Genomic DNA, 24,197 nt, shown 5'->3' with positions numbered 1-24,197 from the left:
ATGAGGGCAATGTGCCCGTAATGTTCGACTGACTGGAAAACGCTTTCCTTGGTGCCGTTCCAGTGTCGTGCCACTGACGTGCGCCGGTGCAGCGCCGTACCGCTGAGCGCCGCCGCGCCGCCGATCCGGGAATCCTCGGCGGTGTGACGGGATCGGCCAGGTTTCCACCCCCCTGCCTGGCCCGCCCGTCCGCCCTACCAGCCTTGGGTGGACGGGCATCCGGCGGGCGTGGATTCACCAGGACAGTCCGGTCAAGCTGACGCAAGCCAAGGCTTTCTGCCCGGCTTGCGCCCAGACCTGCCGTATTCGGCCTGTCGAGATCCAGGATCTATAGAGGACATGGGTAGAAGATGGTGTATGCGAATACTTACGCCAGCCGACGACGCGCTCCCTGTCCACAGTCCGCGTTGCTACAGTGGCCACGCGTCTGATGATCACCACTGACAACGCGGGGGGGAGTGTCGCTTTGGTACGGTCTACGGGAGCTTTCGGCCCGACCGGCAGTATCGAAGTCGCCTTTCTTTCCCGACGCGAGGACGTCGCCCTCCGGTTGTTCGCCTTTCCGCACGCCGGTGGCAATCATTCCATATTCAATGGATGGCCCGCCGGCCTGCCGGACGACGTCGAAGTGGTGTCGTTCTCCCTACCGGGCCGGGGCAACCGGCGCGACAGTGTTCCCTATCGACACTGGTCGTCCCTGGTCGACGATCTTGTCGACAATGTCCGGAGCATCGACGACGGGACGCCCTTCGCGTTCTTCGGCCACAGTTTCGGCGCACTGACCGCGTTCGACGTCTGTCGACAACTGGGCCGGTCCGGTCGTCGCCAGCCGGAGGTCCTGTTCCTGTCCGCGCACCGGGCACCGCACCTGCCTGCCGGCCGGAGCATGCACGCCCTCGCCGAGGACGAGTTGCTCGATCTCGTGCGCGCATGGGGACTCGTCCCGGCGGAACTGCTCGCCGATCAGGACCTGCTCCGGCTCGTCATCCCGCCGCTGCGCGCCGACCTGTGGCTCGACGAGACCTATCCGTGCCGAACCGGTGACGCGGCGGGCGAACGGCTCGCCGTCGCGTCGGTCGTGTACGGCGGCGCGCGGGACCGCACGGTCGACCTGGCCGACCTGCATGCCTGGCGCGAACATTTCGCCGACGCCGTGCCGTTCGCCGTCGAGGTCCTTCCCGGCGACCACTTCTACCCGGTCAGCTCCCAAGCCGCCCTGCTGGCCAGCATCGGCGGGCACCTCGACCAGGTGCGGACCCGCCTCGGCCCGGCGATCGCCGTCACCGACCCCCACTACCGCCCCCAGGTTCCGGGCAGCCTGTGGGACCGGTTCCGGGCCCAGGTCGCGGCGGCACCCGAAGCCCTCGCCCTGGTCGACCACCCCCGGCAGTGGAGCTACCGCCAGCTCGACCACACCGTCACCGCCCTTGCCGCCCGGATGGCCGCCGGCGGCATCGGCAAGGGCGACGCGGTCGGACTGCTCCTGCCGCACTCCGCCGAATACTGCGTCGCCCTGCTCACCTGTTTCGGCCTGGGCGCTGCGGCCTGTCTGCTGGAGAAGAACTGGCCGGCGACGTTGCTCGCCCAGTTCCTGGACAGCGCGGGCGTGCGGGCCGTGGTGACGACCGCCGAGCTGGCCGACCTGCTGCCCGCCGCGTACCGCAGCCCCGAACGGCTGCTGGTGCTCGACGGCGCGCCGCCGCAGGAGCAGCTCAGCCGGCCCGCGCAGCTGAGCCTTCCCTCCGTCGAGCCGTCCGACATCGCGCTGATCTCCATGACGAGCGGGACGTCCGGCACGCCGAAGGCGGTCCTCAACACCCACCTCGGCTGCCTCTACTGCTTCGACGCGCGGTACGAGCGCTACCCGTACCAGGAATCGTCGCGCGAAGGGCTGAACGTCTTCTTCGCCTGGGAGTGCCTGCGTCCGCTGCTGCAGGGGAAGCCGGCCGTGGTCGTTGCCGACGAGGACATCGTCGATCCGGTACGGCTGGTGCGTACCATCGCCACGCACGGCATCACCCGCCTCGTCGTCACGCCCTCGCTGCTGGAAAGCGTGCTGGACCACCCCGTCGCCGCGGCGTCGCTGGCCCGGCAACTCCAGCACCTGGAGATCGTGTTCCTGATGGGCGAGGTGGTCCCGGTCCGCGTCGTCGACAAGGCCGCCGGGCTGTTCCCCGAGCAGGTACGGCTGGTCAACGCGTACAGCACGTGGGAGAGCCTCGACGTGTCGTACGCCGACCTGCTGCCCCGCCCGGCCGACGGCGCCGCCGCGGTGACGTCGGCATCGTCCTACGCGCCGGTCGGCCGAGTCCTGGCCGGCAGCGCCGCCGTCCTGCTCGACGACCGGGCCCGGCCGGTGCCCTACGGCGGCGTCGGCGAGTTGTACGTCGCCGGCCCCGGTGTCGCCGTCGGCTACCTCAATGACCCGGCGAAGACAGCGGAACGGTTCGTGCCCTGCCCGGACGCTCTCGCCACGTCGCCGTTCGCCGAGGCGACCTTCTACCGTACGGGTGACCGGGCCCGCTTCCTGCCCGGCGGCGAGCTGGAGATCCTCGGCCGGGTCGGGGACGTGGTCAAGATCCGTGGCTTCAAGGTGTCGCTGCGCGCTGTCGAGCACGCCCTGAGCGGCCAGCAGGACGTCTCGCGGGTCGTCGTACGGCCCATCGTGGACAGCCGCATCCGTCAGCCGACGGGACTGGTGGCGTACGCCGTCGGCGACGACGGCGCGCCATCGGAGACCGCACTGGCGCGGCTGCGTCAGCGCGCCCGCACAAACCTGCCCGAGTACGCCCGACCCCGGCACGTCATCGGACTCGACACCCTGCCGATCAGCCGCGGTGACTCGCGCAAGCTCGATCTGTCCGCGCTGCCGCCGCCACCGGACGACGCCGCGCCCGCACCGACGCCGGGCTCCGGGCCGCCCTTCGACTCCGGGTCAGGCTCCGGGGCAGGCTCCGGGTCAGGCTTCGGCCCCGGATCCGGGCTCGGTCCGGGGTCGCCCGGCCCGCTGACGACGATGCAGCAGCGGATCGCGGCCGCCTGGCAGGAGGTGCTCGGTGGTCCGCCGCCCGCGCCCGACGACAACTTCTTCGACGTCGGCGGCGACTCGCTGAGCGCGGCCCGGCTGTCCGGGTTGCTGGCGCAGCGGTTCGGCCTGTCCCTCGCGGTGATCGAGGTCTTCCAGTTCAACACGGTACGGGCCATGGCGGCGCGCTGCGCGGGCACTCCGGTGGGCGGCGACCGGACGGCGGACGGTAGGCGACGGCGGCCCGACCCGACGACGACCACCAGGCTGGCGATCGTCGGGATGGCCGGGCGCTTTCCCGGTGCGGCCACACTCGACGACTTCTGGGCGAACCTCACCGCGGGGGTCGACTCGCTGACCACGTTCTCCGCCGAGCGGCTGCGTCGCAAGGGCGTGCCGAACGAGGTACGCACCCATCGGCAGTGGGTCGGCGCCGGCCAGATCATCGACGACGTCGACGCGTTCGACGCCGAGTTCTGGGGCATCGGCCAGCGGGAAGCGCTGCTGATGGATCCCCAGCACCGGGTCTTCATCGAAGTGGCGTGCGGCGCGCTCGAACAGGCCGGGTACGCGCGGGCGGACAACCCGTACCGCCACCGGACCGGTGTCTTCGCCGCCTGCGGCATCGACGGCTACCTCGTCCACCATCTCCAGGGCGGCGGCCTGACGCAGCCCCTGGACCCGGCCGGGCTGTTCCTCACCGAGATCGGCAACGAGAAGGACTACATCGCGACCCGGGTGGCGTACCTGCTGGACCTGGGCGGCCCGGCGGTCACGGTGACCTCGGCGTGCAGCAGCGGCCTGGTCGCGGTGGCGGCGGCCGCTCAGGCGATCATGACCGGACAGTGTGCCATGGCGGTGGCCGGCGCCTCCTCGATCAACTTCCCGAACTTCGGCTACCGCTACGAGGAAGGGCTGGTGGGCAGCGTGGACGGGCGGGTCCGCCCGTTCGACGCCGAGGCGAGCGGGACGCTGTTCGGCGACGCGGTCGGCGCGGTGGTGCTCAAACGTCTCGACGACGCGATCGCCGACGGCGACGACGTGTGGGCCGTCCTGACCGGCTTCGGGGTGTCCAACGACGGACGGATGAAGGCGGGCTACACCGCGCCGAGCGCCAGTGCCCAGGCACAGTGCATCTCCGACGCGATGGCGATGGCCGGCGTCACCGCCGAGCAGATTTCCTACGTGGAGTGCCATGCGACGGCCACCCACGTCGGTGACGCCATCGAGATCGCCGGTTTGCGCGACGCGTTCGACCGGCACCGGCCCGGCTCCGCCCCGGCGACCGGGCGCTGCGAGATCGGCAGTGTCAAGGGCAACATCGGCCACGCCAACTGCGCCGCCGGCATCACCGGTCTGATCAAGACCGTGTTGTGCCTGCACCATCGGACACTCGTGCCGACCGTGCACTACCGGACGCTCAACCCGAAACTGGTCGACCTGGTCGAGGGCGACCGGTCGCCGTTCGTGGTCCGGCGCGGCCGGGGCGACTGGACGGTGGCCGATCCCGGGACCCAGTTGCCACGCCGGGCCGGCGTCTCCAGCTTCGGCATCGGCGGCACCAACGCCCACGTGATCGTCGAAGAAGCACCGCCGCCCGTCGCGGTCCCGGCGGTCCCGGCGGTCCCGGTGGCCCGGCCCGCCGGTGACCCGAACCCGCCGTCGAGTCCGCTGCACCTGCTGACCGTGTCCGGTGCCACCGAACGGGCGCTGGGCCGCAACGTCGACCGGCTCACCCGGTTCGTCACCACGCTGCCCGCCGACGAGGTCGGCCCGGCGATCCGGACCGGACAACTGACCAGGCAGGCGCATTCCGTCCGGGCCAGCACCGTGGTGACCGCGGAGGCGGTGTCCGGAGCCGACCCGGTGCGCCTCGGCGAACGGCTGCTGGCCGGTGCGGGACGGCCGGCCGGAGCGACGACGGTCGCCTTCTGCTTCCCGGGCCAGGGCTCCCAGTCCGCCGCGATGGCGCGCGGACTCCACCGGGGACGTGCTGACGGTGGCCGGTTCCGTCGGTACTTCGACGCGGCCTGCCGCAGCCTCGCCCGGCACCTGCCCGACGATCCCGCCACGGCGATCCTGGACGCCGACGAGCGCACGGTCCAGCGCCCGACGGTGACCCAGTGCGGGCTGTTCGCCGTGGAGTACGCGCTCGCGTCGACCCTCGTCGACCTCGGCGTACGGCCCGTGGCGGTGGCCGGTCACAGCATCGGCGAGTACGTCGCCGCGATCGTCTCCGGCCTGCTCACCCTGGACGAAGCGGCGGAGCTCGTCGCCGTACGGGCCCAGGCGACCGAGGCGCTGCCGGCCGCGGCGCGACCCGACGACGCCGATGCCGGACTGGGCGGGATGCTCAGCGTCGTCGGCGACGAGCAACGACTGCACGACTGGCTGGCCGGGCGCCCGGACCTCTGGCTCGCCGTGGAGAACGCGCCCGCCCGGGTGGTGCTGTCCGGGACACCGGCCGCGTTGCGCCGGGCGCGGGCCGACCTGCCGGCGATGGGCTACGCCTGCCGCCCGGTCCCGGTGTCGCACCCGTTCCACAGCGCCCTGCTGGCACCGGTGGCCGAGCGGCTGTACGCGGTGACGGCGGACCTTGATGCACGGGTACCGACCGTGCCGATGGCCAGCAACATCACCGGCACCTGGCTCGACGCCGGCTACCGTCCGGACACCTACTGGGGCGACCACGTGACCGCCACGGTGCGCTGGCGCGACGACGTGGCGACCCTGCTCAAGTGGGCACCCGACGTCCTGCTGGAGGTCGGGCCGGGCGGTGTGCTCACCACGCTGGCCGGCAAGTGTCTGGCGAACCTGGACGGCCCGGTTCCCGAGCCGGTCAGCCTCGTGCACGACCGCCGGCGTCCCGACCGAGACGACGACGTGGTCTTGTTGGACACCATCGGGGACCTGTGGCGGCGTGGTGTCGACGTCGACTTCGGCGCGCTGCACGACGTACCGGCGACGCCGCCGGTGCCCTCCGGTGTCCGACACCGGCTGCCTACGTACAGTTTCGAGCGGACCAGATTCTGGACCCGCCCGGAGGCGTCGATCTACGTCGACGGCGATCCCGAGACGATCCGCCCGGCCGACGTGAGCGGGGCGACGGTGCGGACCGCCCGGATCGTCCGGTTCGTCGCCAAGCCGGACGCCGCGATGACGCTGTACTGCCTGCCGTACGCCGGCGGCGGTTCGGCCGCGTTCCAGTCCTGGGCGCGCACGGCACCGTCCTGGCTGGACATCGCCGCCGTCGAGCTGCCGGACCGCGCCGGCCCCGAGGCCAGCACCGGTGCCCCGGCCGGCCCGGACGTCACCGACGCGGACGACCTGCGACTGCTGGCGGGACTGGCCGATGACATCCGCTCGGATGCCGGCCCGCGCGCGGTGGCGTTCTGCGGGATGAGTTTCGGGGCCACCCTGCTGCTGGACCTGCTCGGCGGACCGCTCGCCGACTGGGCCCGGGACCGGCGGATCGCCCTGGTCTGCCTCGTCGGTCGGGCACCGGTCGTACCGGGCTTCGAACCGGGCGATGATCCCGTCGACACCTACCTCATGGCACCCGACGAGGTCCGTGACGACCCGCGGTGGCGCCGGACGGTGCTGCCGGTCCTGCGAGCGGACCTCGCCGCCGATGCCCGCGCGGAGCTGCGGATCCGTCGACGGCAGGCGGAGCACGGGGTCGCGCTGATCGACGCGCCGGTACAGGTGCACTGCGGTACGCACGACCCGTCCTTCCCCAGCGGGTCGGCCCCGGCATGGACGGCGGTCACCAGCAGTGTGATCACCGATGTACGCCAGCACGACGGTGCGCACGACTTCATGCTGCGTGAACGGACCGGCATTCTCGACGGGATCGTCTCGCTGATCGAGCGCCTCGACCCGCCCGGTGGCGGCAACGGCGACCGGCGGGTGGACCGGTGCCACGAGCTGGCGTGGGCGCCGGTCGCCCCGGCGCGGGTCGTCGACCCGGACGACCCGGTCCGGTGGCTCGACATCGACGCTACCTCCACGGCCGACGCGGTGCGGTTCGTCCGCGACGGCCTCGCCGACGGTGGCGCCCGGGTCGCGCTGCTGTGCCGGATGTCACCCGCAACCACCCCGACCGAGCACGGCGCCCGGCTGCTCGACCTGCTGCGCGGTGTCGCCGAGGCAGAGGTACGTGGACGGCTGGTGGTGCTCGTGCCGGCCGGTGCCGGCAGCGGGATCGTGGCCGGCATGACCCGGTCACTGGACCAGGAGGAGCCGGGGCTCACCATCCAGCGGGTCCATCTCGGTGACTGGCCGGCGGACGGCACCGGCGGGCGGGACGGGCAGCTCGACCAGATCCTGCGTGCCGCGGCCGCCCACCCGGCAGAGACCGACCTGCTCTACCGTGGCGGATGCCTGTTCGCCCAGCGGCTGCTCCCGGTCAGCCTGCCGCAGCTGCCTGCCGGGACGCTCGGCACCGCCGCCGGTCGCTACCTGCTCACCGGAGGAGCGGGCGGCATCGGTCGGGTGGTGACCGACTGGCTCATCCAACACCAGGGCGTGGCGCCGGGACGGATCGTGGTGTCCGGCCGGGCGGACCCGGGCGACCTGCGGACGGGCGTGCGCTTCCTGGAGCTGGATCTGACCGGACCGGTCGATCCGGCGGCGCTCGCCGCCGCTACCGGTCCGTTGGCCGGCGTCCTGCACCTGGCCGGCAGCCTCGACGACGCGATGGTGCGCAACCTGACCCCGGACCGGCTCCCGGCGGTCCTCGCTCCGAAGCTCGCCCTGGCCCGGCTGGTGGAACTGGGCCGGCTGGCCGGCGCGGGATGGGTCGTCGCCTTCTCCTCCACCAGTGGACTGTTCGGCGCACCCGGCCAGGCGAACTACGCGGCGGCCAACGCCTGGATGGACGCGTACGCGATGTGGTCGGCGCCGGGTGCCGGGCCGAGTGTCGTCGCGATCGACTGGGGGAGCTGGGCGGACGTCGGGATGGCGGCGCGTAGCGCGAGGGCGCGCGACGCGGCGCGGGTGAGCGGGGAGACACCGCTGCGCAGCGGCACCGGGTTGCGGCTGCTCGGCGACGCGCTCGCCGCCACCCTGGCGGGCAGTACGACGCGGCACAACCTGGTTGCCTGCGACGTCGACTGGCACCGGTCACCGTGGACCGGCCTGCCGCTGCTGTCGGCGCTCGCCGACACCGGCCCGGCCCTCGACCCGTACCCGGTCGCCAGCGCGCACGCCACCCCGGCACCAGCGGGCGACGCCGACGACGTCCGCACCTTCCTGGGTGCCTACGTGCACCAGTGGGACGAGTCGAAGAAGCTTGTCGAGCTCGGACTCGACTCCCTGGACTTCGCCCGGATCAGAGGTGAGTTCGCCAGGTCGTTCGGCAAGGACGTGCCGCTGGCGGCGATCGCGAAACCCGACCAGCTGCTCGGCGATCTGTACACGCTGCTCGCCAACTACTGAACACACACGACAGGCACGATCGGAGGTGGCGGCATGTCCGGGAACGTCGGCGGAACCCGAGCTGTCGCGCGGACCAGTGCCGAGCTGCCGACCGCGTCCGACGTACTGGCCGCGTCCGAGCCGCCGACCGCGTCCGACGCGCGTCTCGACCTGATCCTGCGACCGGTCGCCGAGGGAGCCGCCCTCGGCCGGGACGACCTGACGACCCTCGTCGAGGCGACCCGGCAGGATCCGGTCCCGGCGCGGTTCGTCCAGGAGACGTCCGGCGCGGCGCCCGACCACCGGGGGACCGAACAGCGGATCCGGACACTGCGGCAGGTCTGGCCGGGGTTCGCCCGGTGGTGGCGGTCGTACTTCCCCGGTGCCGCCACCCCGGTGCCGGTGGTCGAGCTGTGGCGGCTCTACCTTCCGCTCGCCGGATGGATCATGGCACAGAAGCAGCGGCGGCGCCCCGACGAGCTCTACGTGATGGGCTTCAACGGAAGCCCCGGCGCCGGAAAGACGGTGCTGACCAACGCCCTCGCGGTCGTGCTCGACGAGCTGCTCGACACCGAGACCCAGGGGCGGGCCGTGGCCCGCAGCGGCGACCACTGGTACCTCGGCCGCGGTGACCGCGAACGGCTCGTCGCCCACGGATACGATCCGGGCGTACCGGGGGTGTCCAACCGTGCGCTGCCCGGCACCCACGATCTCGACTGGCTGCTGCGGAACCTGCACGAAATGGAGCACAGCCACGCTCATGGCGTGATCCGGATGGCCAACTTCGACAAGAAGCTCGACGATCATCCGTCCGGGCCCGACCGCTGGTTCGAGGTACGGGGCACCGTCGGCGTCTTCCTCTTCGACCTCTGGTTCGCCGGCGCCGACACCACGGTGGATCCGGCATCGGTGCCGGACGGGCTGCGCCGCCGGGTCGCGGAGAGCCTGCGCTCGTGGCGACCCGTGTTCGACCGGATGGACGCGCTCTGGTGCTTCGACTGGCCGTCCTTCGAGCAGATGGTCCGGGAACGCGAGGCACAGGAACGCCTGGTCGAGCAGCGCCACGGCGCGCGAGGCATGACCCGCGACCAGATCCGCGCGTTCATGACGTACATGATCGACACAGCGTGGGACTGGCAGGTGACCGCACCGGTCCCGCCTGACCAAGCGGTCACGTTCCGCGCCTGGCGCGACGCCGCCCATCGGGTGGTCGCGGTACAACGAGGAGGTCGAACATCGTGATCGAGGCGACGCAGGTAGCCGACCAGGTCACCGGCACGTTCGCCATGCCGGACGTCGTACGCCAGTACCGGGAGCTGGCCGAGCGGTCGCGGGTCGGACCCGACCTCGTCTACGACACGCTGATCATCGGAGGCGGGGCGGCGGGCGCCGGGGTACTGCGTGACCTGGCCTCCCGGTCCAACGCCAGCGCGGTCCTGGTCGAGCGGGGCACGTTCGGCGGCGAGACGTCCAGCAAGACGGGCAAGGCGATCCACCCCGGCATCCGCTACCTCAGGATGGCCTTCCACCGCCTGCTGCTGGCGGTGCGCCTGCGCCGCGACCCGAAGATCAGGCAGACGTTCGCCCAGAACCTGCGGGGAGCCTGGCTGGATCTGCAGCTGGTCTGGTACGGGACCCGGGAACGCAAGATCCTGCTCGACACCAGCCGCCGGACCGTCGACGAGATCCCGAACGTGGTGTTCGTCCTGCCGGACAGCCCCGAGAAGAAGTGGTCGGTGTTCTTCGGGATCTCGCTGTACGACGCCTTCGCCGCCTGCTGGGCCTGGCTCAGCTTTGCCCCCCGGTTCAGCCGGGTGAAGCTGTACTGGAACAAGGCGTCGCTGCACCGGGAACTACCGAATCTGGCCGCCGACGACGTGCTCGGCGGCATCAGGTACTGGGAAGGCAAGGCGAACAACGACAAGATCCTGGTCACCAAGGCGATCCGCGACGCGTACCACCGGGGCACCGACGCGCATCCCATCCACGCGCTGTGCCACGTCGAGGTCGAACACTACGAGTGGATCGAGGACCCGGACGGCGGCTACTTCCTGGTGACGCTGGCCCGGCGCTTCCCGCACGACACGCTGCCGCAGACGATCACCGTCAAGGCGCACACGATCACCAACGCCGCCGGCCCCTGGATCGACCAGGCACGCAATCGGACCGTCCAGCCGGACAACCGGACCTCGGTGGTCTACTCCCGAGGGTCGCACCTGGAGGCGACCAACCAGTTCATCCACGAGAGCCTGTCCGCGGATCCCGCGCTGCAGGTCGGGCTGGTGCCGCTCAACGCGGTCCGCCAACACTACCTGCGGCCGTTCCACCAGCACGGGCTCTGGTACATCCAGTGCACCACCACCGACCGGGCACACGCCGACCCCGACCTTGTCGTTCCCGAGGAAGACGAGATCGAGGAACTGCTGCACTCGTACAACGCCCTGGTCGGGGACCGGTGGAAGATCAGCCGGCGGGACATCTTCAACGTGTTCTGCGGGATCCGTCCGCTGGCCTCGACCGACGGTGGCCAGATCGCGGTGCAGGACATCTCCCGCATGTTCCGTATCGCCGTGCGGCGCTGCGGTGGCGGCGTCGTCTACGACATGATCAACGTGAAGCTCACCGAGTTCCGGTGGGCCGGTCGTGAGGTGGCCGCGCACATCGCCCGCGAGCTACGCCGCAAGGACGTCAAGCGGCTCGGGCGCTCGACGACGCACCGGATGGAGTTCCTGGCCGTACCGGACGAGGACCGTTACGCGCCGCACATCGGGCAACCGCCGCAGCGGGATTCGGACTTCGTCCGGCGGAAGGTCGAACACCACGTCGACCAGTTGATGGCCACCAGCTACGCGGACTACCTGCTCAACGCCGGTGGAATCCGCGACGCCGTGGTGTTCGACGACGTCGGTCGCTGCGATCTCGACCTGGCCGTGCTCGACCTGGTCCTGCGGCAGATGGGTGACCTGCTGCACTGGAGCGGGCAACAGCGTCGCGCGCAGTGGGAGCGGTTCGCGCAGATCTACACCCGCAACATGGCCTACACGGAGCTGGGCGACCGGCTGCGGGGTCACGAACCCGCGTCGCTGTCCGGCCAGATCGCCCACGCAACTCAGGCAGCGCCTCCCGCGCCACCCGCCACCGTCCGCGCCGAGCCCGCGCGGGCCGGCGGCGTCGACTGACCGACCCGTCGACCCGTCGACCAGCGGACCACGATCCCTGTCCCTCCGATTCCTCGTACGCACGGTCCACCTACCCAGACGCGGTGCCGCGCCGGGCGTGGGCGGACCTCTCCATACGTACACCCACTCACGGAGAGCGGTCAGGCATGTACTTCGAAAGGGACGCGAGTCTCGACGACATCGACGGAGCGACCGTCGCCGTCATCGGCTACGGCATCCAGGGCAAGGCCTTCGCGGCCAACCTGCGCGACAGCGGCGTACGGGTGGTCGTCGGCAACCGTGCCGACGAGTACCGGACGGCCGCCATCGACGACGGCTTCGACACCCGGCCGATCGCCCAGGCGGTGCGCGCCGCGTCGATCGTGCTGCTGCTGATCCCCGACGAGGCGCACCCCGAGGTGTACGACGGGCAGATCGCGCCGTACCTCGACGACGGCGCGCTGTTCGTGGTGGCGCACGGATTCTCCATCCGGTACCGGCGGATCGACCTGCCCCGCCACATCGACGTGGCGCTGCTGGCGCCGAAGATGTTCGGCAAGCCGATCCGGCAGCGCTACCTCGACGGCAGCGGGGTGCTGGCCTTCGTCGACGTCGTGCAGGACCCGTCGGGCACGGCGCTGCGCCGCACACTCGGCCTGGCCAAGGCGGTCGGTTTCACCCGCTACGGCGTACTGCCGGTGTCGCACGCCGTCGAGACCGAGCTCGACCTGTTCCAGGAGCAGTTCCTGACCCCGCTGCTGCTCGACGCCTGCCGGATGGCCTTCGAGGTGCTGGTCGAGGCCGGCTACGACCCGCTTCCCGCCCTGCTCGACATGTACGCCTCGGGGGAGATGGCGGAAATGATGGTGGAGGCCGCGACGACCGGCCTGTACGAGGTGATCGAGCAGCAGGGCTCGCCGACCTGCCGGTTCGGCGTGCAGCGCTACCTCGGCAGGCTGATCGGCGACGAGGTCAGGGCCAAGGGCCGGCAGATCATCGAAGACATCCGCGACGGCGGCTTCGTCGAGGCGCTGGCGAAGGAAGGCGAAGCGGGCTATCCGAGCCTCGCCGAGTACCACGCCAGCTACCGGGCCAGCGCCGTCACCGCGACCCACGACCACTACCGCGCGATCCTCGGCACGCCGTAGCCGCCGGTCGACCGACAGGGAGCAGGGCATTGCCGCACAACACCCACGACACCGACGCCCGTACGCCGGGCACCGCCACGTCGCACGTGGCGATGGACGCCCGTCACGTCCTGCATCCGTGGGCGGATCTGAGCACGCTGGGCCGTCCGGAGTCGCTCGTGGTGTCCGAAGCCCGTGGCGTCGAGGTGATCGACAGTCAGGGCCGGCGTTACCTCGACGCGATCGGCGGCATGTGGTGCGTCACGGTCGGGTACGGCCGGGACGAACTCATCGCGGCGATGGCCGCCCAGGCCCGCCGGATGCCGTACTTCACCCCGTTCGGCGACATGGTCAACGAACCGGCGGCGGAACTCGCCGCGACACTGGCCGAGCTGGCACCCGGCGACCTGAACCGGGTCCACTTCACCACCGGCGGCTCGACGGCGGTGGAGTCCGCCGTCCGCATCGCGCACTACTACTTCGCCAGCCAGGGACGGCCGGCGAAACACCACGTCCTGACGCTGGACAACGCCTATCACGGCAGCACGTTCCTCGCGGCGTCGCTGTGCGGCAAGAGCGCGGACCGCACCTACTTCCACTACGAGAACGACTGGGTGCACCACCTCGAATGCCCGGTGTTCGACCCGGACGTGTCCGCCGTGTCCGCCGGGCAGCGGCTCGACGAGCTGATCACCGGCATGGAGGCGGCGGTGCTGCGCATCGGCGCCGAGAACATCGCCTGTTTCATCGCCGAACCGGTGCTCGCCTCGGGCGGGGTCCTGGTGCCGCCGCCGGGTTATCACCAGGCGGCCCGGGAGCTCTGCCGGCGGCACGACATCCTCTACGTCTCCGACGAGGTGGTCTGCGGATTCGGCCGGCTCGGGCACTTCTTCGCCTCCGAGACCAGGTTCGGGATCGTGCCGGACATGCTGGTCACGGCGAAGGGTCTGACATCGGGTTACCAGCCGCTCGGCGCGGTGCTCGTCGCCGACCACGTCGCCGACACGCTGGCCCGCACGGCCGACCCGGCCAAGCCGGTCTTCTCGAACGGGTTCACCTACTCCGGCCATCCGGTCGCCTGCGCCACCGCGCTCGCCAACATCGAGGTGATGCGACGCGACGACATCTGCGGGCACGTACGCGAGGTAGGCCCGTACTTCCTGCGGCGACTGCGCGAACTGCGTGCCTCGCCGATCGTGGCCGCCGTGCGCGGCGATCACCTGATGGCCTGTGTGGAGTGCCAGGTGCCCGGTGAGCAGGGGCCCACCCTGCGCAACCAGGCCCTTGCCCGCCGGGTCGACCACTACTGCGAGACGTCCGGGCTGCTGGTACGGCCGTCCGAGAACCTGTGCATCCTGTCGCCGCCGTTGATCATCACCACCGGCGAGATCGACCGGATGGTGTCCATCGTGGCCGACTCACTCGCCCGGGCCGAGCGGGACCTGGCCGCCGGCGACCTCGGTTAGGGACCGGGACGTCATGGACGCGTCGCCAGCCATTCTCGACTGCCGCGGCCTGCCACCGGCACTGGCGGTGCTGCGGATCAAACAGGCCGCCATCACCAGCCAGGGCACCGACACGCCGTTGCGGGTCGTCCTCGGCGCGGGGTGCGAACCGCAGGACATCTCCGACGCGCTCGCCGACATCGCCTCCCGGGTGCGGTACGTGATCGCGGACGGCGACACCGGGCCGGCCGCGCCGTCGTCCTGGTGGCAACGCGACGACCTGCGCTACCACGGTGGCCGGCTACACCTCGGCGGCACCGACCTGGAAGAGCTCGCGGGGCAGGTCGGCACGCCGACGTACGTGTTGCGGGCCAGCCGGGTGCGGGACAACATCCACCGGGTGGCGGCGGCACTGTCCCACGCCGGGGTCGAGCACCGGATCTACTACGCGGTCAAGGCCAACCGCTCCCCGGCGCTGCTGGCGTACCTGCGCACCCGTGACCTGTGCGGCGTCGACGTCTGCTCCACCGGGGAACTGATGCACGTGCTCGGGTGCGGGTTTCCGGTCGAGGCGATCTCGTACACCGGAACGTCGCTGTCCGCCCGCGACATCGACGTGTTGTCGAGGTTCCCGGGGCTGCGGGTCAACGTGGACTCACTGTCGTCGCTGGCCCGGCTCGGCCGGGCCGGCCCCGGCCGGGAGATCGGCCTACGGATCAACCCGGCGGTCGGCGTGGGCTACCAGGACAAGGAGCTGCTGACCTACAGCGGTGCCGCGACCACCAAGTTCGGCATCTATCCCGAACACGTCGACGAGGCGAGGACGATCGCCGAACAGTGGCAGCTGCGTGTCGTCCGGCTGCACATGCACGTCGGCTGCGGCTACCTCGACGGGCAGCTCGGGCAACTCGCCGCCGCGTTCGACGCGGCCGGCGAGTTCCTCGACGCCTTCGCCGATCTGCGGGAGATCAACCTCGGCGGCGGCCTGGGCGTGCCGCACACCGCCACGGACCAGCCGCTGGACCTGACCGTCTGGGCGGACACGATCGCCGCCCGCTTCGCCGGCCGTGGGCTGCGGGTCGCGGTCGAACCAGGCGACTACTTCGCCAAAGACGCCGGACTGCTGCTGACCACCGTCACCTCGGTGGAACAGCGGCGCGAGGTGCGATTCGCCGGCCTCGACGCCGGGTTCAACCTGGCGATGGAGCCGGCCTTCTACGGCCTGCCCTGTGAACCCGTCGCCGTCGCTCCCCGATGGGCGGAGGGCGAGTGCACGTACACCGTGGTCGGCAACATCAACGAGACGCTCGACGTCTGGGCGGCCGAGCACCGGATGACCCTGCTACGCGAGGGCGACCGGGTGGCGCTGCTCAACGCCGGCGGCTACGCCGCGTCGATGCGGTCCGACCACTGCCTGCGCGGTGCGGCCGGTGAGGTCCTGCTGATCGACGACGACCCGGCGGACCGGCCGCAACCCGCCGCCCGCCGCGCGATAGGAGGTCAATGACATGAGCCCCGAATCGGTGACAACGGTCCAGGCAGGCCCTGCGGACCGGCCCGCCGACCCGATGCCGAGCTTCGCCTTCGATCCTGGCGACCCGTGGACGCTGACCTTCCAGGCCGGGCTCGACCGGGCCGGCCTGGGCGGCCGGCGGGTGTACGAGGTCGGGGTCGGTAGCGGTGTGAACGTCGCCTACATGTTGCGGCACTGCGCCGCGTCGGTGGTGCTGGGCAGCGACCTGGATCCCCGGCTGACCGGGCTGGCCCGTCGGTTCGTCGCCGAGGCCGTGCCGGACCTGCTCGACCGGTTCCGGCCCGTCGAGGGCGCGGTGAACCTGCTGGACCCGCCGGCCGCGGCGCAGGCGGCCGGCGTGGACGTCGTCGTGGCGTCCATCCCGCAGGTGCCGGATCCGGAGGATGCGATGTGCACCCGGTTCAACTCGGCCGCACTGCGTACGACCGCAGTAGCCGGCCGGCATCTGGACGACCACGGCGCGCACTACTACCCGTGGGCGGCGTTTCACCAGTACCCGTTCAACGCGGTCGGTCTCGGGCTGATCGAGGCGCTGCTGCGGCGGGTCCGCGCCTGCGCGCCACAGGCCCAGGTCGTCCTCAACCTCGGTGGCCGGATCGGCAAGAACGTCCTGCTGCAGTTGTTCCGGTCCAACGGCTACCGCCCCGAGGAACTCACCTCACGCATCGTCCGCCAGGACGGCCAGACCGACATCTCCTTCTTCGCCGGGCTGGAAACCGCGCTGCGCGGTACGGGCTACGAGCACGACTTCACCTGCGAGTTCTACGCCGATCCCGGCGGCAGTCAGCGGATCAGCGCGGGCGAGGCGAGGCAACGCCTCACCGCCCATCCCGCGCTACCGGTCTTTCACGAGGTGTGCGTCCTGCGGGGACACCCGGTGGGCCCGGACAACGTCGACCACGAGGTGACCACATGGTGAACGTAGCGTCAGGGGCGGCCACGCCCACCTTCCGCCCGGTCGGGCCCGGCGAGGAGTTCCGGGTCCCGGTCCGCGACCGGCCCTTCCTCGCCGGCTCGGCACACGAATGGTTCCCCGAGTCCGTGCCGGACGTCGGGCAGATGATCCCGACCCTGCTGGCCGAGGCGGCAGGGGACATCCCCCGCGCCGCGCTGGCCGCCGAGGTCCGCCGAGCCATCGACGAGGCGCTGCCCGCGTCCGGTGGGGTGCTGCTGCGCGGGCTGCCGCTGGTCGACCGGGCAGACTTCGAATGGCTGGTAGCGGCCCTCGGTTACCGGCGCATGGGTTACCAGGGTGGGATCGCCGTGCGCAAACGGGACTCCGACGTCGCGCTCAACACCACCGAGGAGGATCCCCGGATCACGTTGTCGCCGCACAACGAGATGGCGTACCTGCCCACGTACCCCCGGAAGATCATGTTCTTCTGCGAACGCGCCGCGACCACCGGCGGCGAGGTCCCGATCAACGACATCCGGGACACCACCGGCAGGCTTCCCGACGACATCAGGCGGATTTTCCAGCAACGCGGCATCCGCTACCACCGCAGCCTGCCGAGCAGGTCGTCACCCGGTCAGACGAGCTGGGCCGAGACGTTCGGCACCGGCGATCGGCACCTTGTCGAGGAGCACCTGCGTGCCGGCGGGTACGAGTACCGGTGGGCCGGTGACGGGCGGCTACGCTACCACTACCAGCGGGACGCGTTCGTCGCCCACCCGGACACCGGTGAGCAGCTGTGGTTCAACCAGGTCACCGAACTGCACTGCTCCTATTGGCGGTCGCATCCGGACTTCCCCGGTGATCTGCCCGACCAGGACTACCCGGCGACGACCACCTACGGCGACGGCACCCCTATCGACGAGGACCTGATCGCCGCGCTGCGCGGGCTGCTGTGGCAGTCCACCCGAGCGGTACGGATGCGTGACGGCGACGTGCTCGTGCTGGACAACCAGGTGGTGCAGCACGGGCGGTTCGCGTTCCAGGGGGCGCGCCGGCACTTCGTCAGCCTGGCCGCATGACGCCCACCACGGATCCCCCACGACCGGTGCCACCCGTGGTCAGGCCCGTCCGACCCTGGTTCTCCTCCGGCCCCTGCGCGAAGCGGCCGGGCTGGGCACCGGACCAGCTCACCGACGCCTTCGTCGGCCGGTCCCACCGTGACCCGGCGGGCCAGGAGAAACTGCGCGCGGTGATCGAAAAGTCCCGGGACGTCCTCGGGTTGCCACCCGACTACCGGGTCGCGGTCGTCCCCGGCTCCGACACCGGCGCCATCGAGATGCTGATGTGGAACCTGCTCGGACACACCGGGGTGGCGGTCTGCTGCTGGGAGAACTTCGGCTTCACCTGGCTCCACGACGTCGTGGCACAGCTGGGCCTGCCCGACGTGGCCGAGCACCGGGCGGACACGTACGGCGAACTGCCCGATCTGAGCCGGGTCGACTTCGACCGCGACGTCGTGTTCTGCTGGAACGGCACCACGTCCGGGGTCCGGGTGCCCGCGGCGGACTGGATTCCCGCCGATCGGCGCGGCCTGACCATCTGCGACGCGACCTCGGCGATCTTCGCCATGGAGATCGACTACACCAAGTTGGACGCCATCACCTGGTCCTGGCAGAAGGCGTTGGGCGGCGAGGGCGCGCACGGGATGATCGCCCTGTCGCCGGCGGCCGTCGAACGGCTCGCGTTGTTCCAACCGGACCGGCCGCTGCCGAAGATCTTCCGGCTGAGCCGGGACGGCAAGCTCGACGACGACCTGTTTCAGGGGTTCACCATCAACTCGCCGTCGATGCTGGCGGTCGAGGACGTCCTCACCGCGCTCGACTGGTGCGCCGCGCTCGGCGGGACCCCCGCGCTCATCGCGCGCTCACTTCGCAACCTCGACGTCGTGCGCCGGTGGGTGCGCGGCAATCCGTACGTGGAGTTTCTCGCCCGCGACCCCGAGACGATCTCGTCGACGAGCATCTGCCTGCGGTTGCGCCACCCGGTCCTCGACGGGCTCCCGCCCGGCCGGCAGGCCGCGTTCGTCCGGGCGGTGTGCGCGAAGGTGGCGGAGCACGGTGCCGGCTACGACATCGGCGCCCACCGGGAGGCACCGCCCGGGATCCGGATCTGGGGCGGCCCGACCGTCGAAGCCTCGGACATAGAGGCGCTGCTGCCCTGGGTCGACTGGGCGTTCGCCGACACGTTGTGGCAGCTCAGCGTCGAAGGCGGGATCTGATGATCGACACGTACACCGCGGAGCTGGTCCGGTTCGCCGAGTGCCTCGCCGACGACAGCCGCCGGCTGCTCGCCGCCGCCGCACCCACCGCCACAGCCACCCACGCGGACACCAAGGCGGACAACAGTTTCGTCACCGAGGTGGACCGGGCCATCGAGACCCGGCTGCGCGAGCGGATCAGCGCGGCGTACCCCGGGCACGGCATCCTGGGGGAGGAGTACGGCTGCGCCAACCTGGACGCCGACGTGACCTGGATCGTCGACCCCGTCGACGGCACCGCCCACCTCGTCGCCGGGATACCGCTGTACGGCACCCTGATCGGGGTGAGCCGGCACGGCCGGCCCTGGATCGGGGTGCTCGACTACCCGGCCACCGGTGACCGGTGGGTCGGGGTGGCCGGACTGTTCGCGCGGCGCAACGGCCGAACGGTCCGGACCAGACGCTGCCCCGATCTGTCGGCGGCGCTCACCACCTGCTCCAACCCGGACTTCTTCGTGCCCGAGGAGTTCGAGGCGTTCACCCGGGTCCGCAAACAGGTCCGCTACACCATGTACGGTGCCAGTTCGTTCGCGTACGCACTGCTGGCCAGCGGACGGACCGACCTGGTGGTCGACGGCGGGCTGCAGGCCTACGACCTGTTCGCCCCCGCCGCCGTCATCGGTGGCGCCGGCGGCATGCTGACCGACTGGTCGGGTGCCGAGCTGCGGTTGACGTCGCCGGACCAGTCGCCGTCGGCGGCGGCTGGCCCGCGGTCGGCGGCGGCAGGTCAGCAGCCGGCGGCGGTTGTCGACCAGCGGTCGGCGACGCGCGACCAGGTGGTGGCCGCCGGCGACGCCCGGCTGCACGCCGCCGCGTTGCGGCTGCTGAACTGACCGGGCGGCCGCTCGCAACGGCCGCCCGCAACGGCCGGACGGGACGGTCGGACGGGACGGTTCAGGACTGCGCGATCGGCTCCACCCGGGGCTCGGCGATCGTCAGGTAGTCGGCGGTCGCCAGCGCGATCGTCCGGTCCAGCCGGGCGGCGTTGAAGAACACCTCGGGGTGCTGGAGCAGCTCCGGATCCATGACCAGCTCCAGCCGCTCGTGGAAGGCGAACGGCGGGATGGTCCCGATCGCGGTACCCGCCAGCTCTTCGGCGACCTCGCGCGACGCGAACGAGGCGTACGTGCCGTCGAACAGTGCCTTGATCCTGGCGAAGTCGACCCGCTTGTCACCGGGGATGACGGCAGCCATGTAGCGGGTGACCTTCTTGCCGACCTTGACCATGATGATGATGCACTTCGCCGCCTGCCCCGGGTCGTGGCCGCGCAGCCGGCTCACCGCCTCCGTGACACCTTCCGGCTCGTGCTCGATCACCCGGTAGCTGGCACCCCGCTCGTCGAGCAGGGTGATCAACTTGTGGTAGACGTCCTCACTCGACATAAGTTTCACTTCCGTTGTCGTCACGTCGCGACCGCAGGCGTGACCGGCGCCGCGGGGGAGTCGAACCGGTTGTGCTGCGCCCAGCGGACCGCGGCCGGCGTCAGCAGGCCGAGGACCATCAGCATGGCACCCAGCGCGATCCACCCGGGCAGTCCGCCGTTGAGGCAGAGTACAGCGAGGATCGCCGGCCCGGCCGCGTTCGCCGCACCCTGCCCGAGGCCGAACGCCCCGGCGTACTGGCCCTGCGCGTGCGGCATCGCCAGGCCGAACGCGAGCTCGAAGGAGGCGGCGGCGTGCCAGAGCTCACCGAACGTGTAGACCACGGTCGCGGCCGACAACAGCAGCAGCGCGGTCCACCACGGCACGCCCGCCATCGCCCCGATCAGGGCGAGAGACAGCAGCAACGCGGCACCCGCCCAGACCATCCGCCGCCCGGCGGCGACCGGACTGATCACGCCCCGGCTCACCTGCACCTGCAGGGCGACGATCAAAATGCCGTTGAGTAGCACGAATCCGGTGACCGCCACCCGTGGTGCGGTGGTGTTGTTCACGATCCACAACGGCAGGGCGAACGCCGGGATCGCGAGGTGCACCGACATCGCCCCGTTGATCAACGTCACCAGCAGGTACGGCCGGTCCCGCAGCGCCACCCAGCGCCCCTGGCTGGGCACCGACGCCAGCGGCTCGACGTGCGGTATCCGGGCCAGCACCGCACTGGCCAGCACGAAGGTCACGGCCGCGGCGAGGATCATCGTGATGTAGACCGGGCCGGTGTCCAGCTGGATGCCGATCGTGGAGATCAGCGTGCCGGCCATGATGCCCACGTTGGAGATCGCCCGCTGGTACGACAGGAACCAGGTGGTACGGCCGGCCGCGACCGCCCGGATCAGCGGTGCCCGGCTCGCCTGCCCCGCCGCGCTGACCAGCGTCGTGAACAGCGAGACCAGCACCAACGCCCAGAACGATCGCACCACCACGAAGCCTGCGGTCGCCGCCGCGCCGCAGAGCATCGTCACCATGTGCACTTCCCGTGGGCCGCGCCGGTCCGCGACATGCCCCATCAGCGGCCCGGCCACCAGGCCGGCCACAGCGCCCACGGTGAGGCCGCTGCCGACCTCGGTCGCCGACATCCCGATGATCCGGGTCAGGTACAGCGTGCTGCTGCCCAGCAGCAGCCCGCCGCCGACGGTCACCGCGAACACCGAGCTGGCCAGCGCCCGCTGCGGACCGGTCGGCGGCAGTAACCGGCTCAGCGTCCTGCGGACCCGGCCGGACGGCGGGTGGGGGATGTCCGCCGGGCCCGACGCCGACGCCGGTGACGAGTCAGCGGGTGCCCCCGCCTGCGCGCTCACTGCCCGTCGTAGAGCCAGTCGCGGTACTGCCGTTCCGGCCAGTTCCGCTGCTGCCAGGCCCACCGCTGCCCGCTGGTCAGTGCCGGCTCGGCCACGACCACCCGGTCACCGAACCACTCGCGCAACTGCCGTACCCGCTCGTCGAACTCCTCGACGGTCTCGGTCATGAGCAGCATCGCGGCGAGCATGTCCGCCGACGCCGAGAACTTCGTGTTGAGGTTCGCACCCGGGGGAACCCACGACTGGGCGAAGACCACGTCGGGCTGGCTCAGCATCTCGTCCGGGGTGGGATAGCTGACGAGCGTGCCGGCCGGGCCGAACAGCCCGGCGCAGCCGACCACCTTCGGGTTGACCTTCACGTTGATGTCCGGCCGCCGGCCCAGCGCGCAGAACAGCGCGGCCTCACCGAGGTCGACGTTGAACTTCGCCAGCACCTGCTCCTGGGTCATGGCCCCGCCACGGCGCGCGGCGCACTCGCTGAACACGATCCGCCCGCTGTCGCGCTCGCGGAAGAGCTCCATGTGGAACACGCCGTCCTGCAATCCCAGCGCGGCGATCGCGGCGCGGACCACCGGGCCGGTGGTCTCGTACGCCTCGGCCTCCCGGGTCGGGTCGAGCCGGCGGAGCGAGATCGGGACCTGGCCGGTGAGCGCGTCGAGGCACGGCTCGGTGTACGCGCCGAGGCCGAAGAACAGCACCTCGCCGCCGAACACCACACCCTCGGCCATCCACTCGTCGCCTTCGACGAACTCCTCCAACAGGAAGGTGCGCTTGGTTTCCTTCTCCTCGCGGCAGGTGCGACTGACCTTCTCCAGGTCCGCGCGTTCCCGTACGACGCTGGTGGAGGCGGTCCCGCCGCCGGCGATGGGCTTCAACACCGCCCGCTCGAACTCCAGCGGAACGCCGCTGACGTCGAAGATGTCCTCGATGACCACGGACCGGGTGACCGGCACACCGGCGGCACGAAGACGTGCCTTCTGCAGGGACTTGTCGCGGAAGTGCAACGCGACCGTCGGGTCCAGCGACCGGCAGCCCAGGGCCTGACCCAGGACCGCCTCGGTGACCATGGAGAATTCCCAGGTGGTCTGCACCGCGTCGAACTGGTGGTCGCTCAGGCCGGCCCGGTGCAGGGCGCCGAGGCAGTCCTCGGCGTTGGTCACGTCGTCGACCCGGATCATGGTCCCTCGGGCGGGCATCCGGATGCGGCCCGAGTCGTAGGCACCCGAATTGCACAGCAGCACGGCATCGACGTCATGCTGGTCGCAGGCACGCAGAACATAGGGGTCCGCGCCTAGCAGCAAAATGGATGGCCTGCTCACATTACCTCCAGCATTCCCCGCGTCGTCAGCGGCCACGAAGTCTCGGCTGCGATGGTACCAGCGGGCGTTCGGGCGCCAACGATCTACTTAGCTGTATTTGGCCGGATCTCTCCCCAGCCTGATCAATCCTGAATGGATGGTCACGTGTACCGCATGTAACGAATCGGCGTCATTCGAGATAATCGATCAAATGGTGCGACCGACCGCAGTGATAGGGGTGGATATATCTGCGACGCGGCCTGTCGGACCTGCTCGTCGCCGGTCTCACCAGCGGCGGCCTCGACGGGCGGCAGCGGGGTCCGTGATGTACTTGCCGGCGTGAAGCTGCTGCACTCGGGCAAGGTCAGGGACGTGTACGCCGACGGCGACGACCTGATCCTGGTCGCCTCCGACCGGATCAGCGTCTACGACGTCGTGCTGCCCACCCCGATACCGGACAAGGGCAAACTGCTCACCGCGCTGTCGCTGTGGTGGTTCGAGCAACTCGCCGATCTGGTGCCGCATCACGTCATCTCCGCCACCGACGTGCCGGCCCAATTCGCCGGCCGGGCCATCCGCTGTCGCCGACTGGACATGGTGCCGGTCGAGTGCATCGCCCGGGGCTACCTCACCGGACTTGGGCTGAAAGAGTACGAGAAGACCGGTTCGGTCTCCGGGATCACGCTGCCGGCCGGCCTGGTCGAGGCGTCGAGGCTGCCCGAACCGATCTTCACCCCGACCACCAAGGCGCCGGTCGGCGAACACGACGAGTTCATCACGTACGCCGACGTCGTCACGCAGGTCGGCGCCGAGACCGCGCAGCGGCTGCGCGACATCACCCTGGACGTCTATCGGCGCGGCGCGGCGCTGGCCGAGGAACGTGGCCTGATCGTCGCCGACACCAAGATCGAGCTGGGCTGGGCACCGGACGGCACCCTGGTCCTCGCCGACGAGGTGCTGACCAGCGACTCGTCCCGGTTCTGGCCGGCCGACGCGTACCAGCCGGGCCGTCCGCAGTTCTCCTTCGACAAGCAGTACGTGCGGGACTGGGCCGCCGGCACCGGCTGGGACAAGCGGCCACCGGCTCCCGAGGTGCCGGCCGAGATCGTCGAGGTGACCCGGGCCCGCTACGTCGAGGTCTACGAACGGATCACCGGCCGCACCTGGTGAGAGTGCGTCACCTCGTCAAGAGGTCATGCGGGGAAAGCTCACGCCGTCTTGCGCTATCGGCACCAAGGCTGGCAG

General features: G+C 70.9%; 14 protein-coding genes. 11 read left to right on the top strand and 3 right to left on the bottom strand.

Going from position 1 to position 24,197, the window contains the following annotated elements:
• The first annotated feature begins 466 nt into the window (after positions 1 to 466).
• The 10 genes from ACN27F_RS11830 (at position 467) to ACN27F_RS11785 (ending at position 19,752) form a co-directional block, all read left to right on the top strand.
• The gene (locus ACN27F_RS11830) at positions 467 to 8,464 is read left to right on the top strand and encodes a beta-ketoacyl synthase N-terminal-like domain-containing protein (protein ID WP_421433337.1); all 7,998 of its coding nucleotides are present in this window, start codon (positions 467 to 469) and stop codon (positions 8,462 to 8,464) included.
• Between the two features lie 33 nt (positions 8,465 to 8,497).
• Positions 8,498 to 9,685, top strand: a complete 1,188-nt coding sequence (locus ACN27F_RS11825; RefSeq protein ID WP_421433336.1) for a hypothetical protein — start codon at positions 8,498 to 8,500, stop codon at positions 9,683 to 9,685.
• Complete coding sequence (locus tag ACN27F_RS11820; protein ID WP_421433335.1) at positions 9,682 to 11,622, top strand: FAD-dependent oxidoreductase; 1,941 nt, start codon at positions 9,682 to 9,684, stop codon at positions 11,620 to 11,622. Before ACN27F_RS11825 ends, ACN27F_RS11820 begins: the two co-directional genes overlap by 4 nt.
• Positions 11,623 to 11,768: 146 nt before the next feature.
• Positions 11,769 to 12,749, top strand: a complete 981-nt coding sequence (locus ACN27F_RS11815) for an NAD(P)-binding domain-containing protein (protein ID WP_421433334.1) — start codon at positions 11,769 to 11,771, stop codon at positions 12,747 to 12,749.
• Positions 12,750 to 12,778: 29 nt separating this feature from the next.
• A complete protein-coding gene (locus ACN27F_RS11810; protein ID WP_421433332.1) occupies positions 12,779 to 14,194 on the top strand; it encodes an aminotransferase in 1,416 nt (471 codons plus the stop codon).
• A gap of 13 nt (positions 14,195 to 14,207) precedes the next feature.
• Entirely contained in the window at positions 14,208 to 15,680 is a 1,473-nt protein-coding gene (locus ACN27F_RS11805) for a diaminopimelate decarboxylase (RefSeq protein WP_421433330.1), read from the top strand.
• Between the two features lies 1 nt (position 15,681).
• Positions 15,682 to 16,626: a hypothetical protein gene (locus ACN27F_RS11800; RefSeq protein ID WP_421433328.1), complete on the top strand. Its 945-nt coding sequence runs from the start codon at positions 15,682 to 15,684 to the stop codon at positions 16,624 to 16,626.
• A complete protein-coding gene (locus ACN27F_RS11795) occupies positions 16,620 to 17,681 on the top strand; it encodes a TauD/TfdA family dioxygenase (protein ID WP_421433326.1) in 1,062 nt (353 codons plus the stop codon). The genes ACN27F_RS11800 and ACN27F_RS11795 overlap by 7 nt, the downstream gene beginning before the upstream one ends.
• The gene (locus tag ACN27F_RS11790; RefSeq protein WP_421433325.1) at positions 17,678 to 18,880 is read left to right on the top strand and encodes a phosphoserine transaminase; all 1,203 of its coding nucleotides are present in this window, start codon (positions 17,678 to 17,680) and stop codon (positions 18,878 to 18,880) included. Before ACN27F_RS11795 ends, ACN27F_RS11790 begins: the two co-directional genes overlap by 4 nt.
• Entirely contained in the window at positions 18,880 to 19,752 is an 873-nt protein-coding gene (locus ACN27F_RS11785; protein WP_421433323.1) for an inositol monophosphatase family protein, read from the top strand. Before ACN27F_RS11790 ends, ACN27F_RS11785 begins: the two co-directional genes overlap by 1 nt.
• Positions 19,753 to 19,813: 61 nt before the next feature.
• On the opposite strand, the gene ACN27F_RS11780 is transcribed toward ACN27F_RS11785, so the two are convergent.
• From ACN27F_RS11780 to ACN27F_RS11770, 3 genes are read right to left on the bottom strand one after another with little or no spacing between them, the layout of a single operon-like run.
• Entirely contained in the window at positions 19,814 to 20,302 is a 489-nt protein-coding gene (locus ACN27F_RS11780) for a YbaK/EbsC family protein (protein ID WP_421433322.1), read from the bottom strand.
• Between the two features lie 20 nt (positions 20,303 to 20,322).
• Complete coding sequence (locus ACN27F_RS11775) at positions 20,323 to 21,654, bottom strand: MFS transporter (RefSeq protein ID WP_421433321.1); 1,332 nt, start codon at positions 21,652 to 21,654, stop codon at positions 20,323 to 20,325.
• Positions 21,651 to 22,973, bottom strand: a complete 1,323-nt coding sequence (locus tag ACN27F_RS11770) for an ATP-grasp domain-containing protein (protein ID WP_421433320.1) — start codon at positions 22,971 to 22,973, stop codon at positions 21,651 to 21,653. Before ACN27F_RS11770 ends, ACN27F_RS11775 begins: the two co-directional genes overlap by 4 nt.
• Before the next feature lie 318 nt (positions 22,974 to 23,291).
• Here ACN27F_RS11770 and ACN27F_RS11765 point away from each other — a divergent pair, with 318 nt between their 5' ends.
• Positions 23,292 to 24,122 carry a phosphoribosylaminoimidazolesuccinocarboxamide synthase gene (locus ACN27F_RS11765; RefSeq protein WP_421433319.1) on the top strand — a complete coding sequence of 277 codons (831 nt, stop codon included), beginning with the start codon at positions 23,292 to 23,294 and terminating at the stop codon, positions 24,120 to 24,122.
• Positions 24,123 to 24,197 lie beyond the last annotated feature (75 nt).

Source organism: Solwaraspora sp. WMMB335 (assembly GCF_049179075.1).
Classification (GTDB): Bacteria; Actinomycetota; Actinomycetes; order Mycobacteriales; family Micromonosporaceae; genus Micromonospora_E.
The sequence above is the reverse complement of the archived record's forward strand: the minus strand, read 5'-3'. Positions and strand labels throughout refer to the sequence as shown.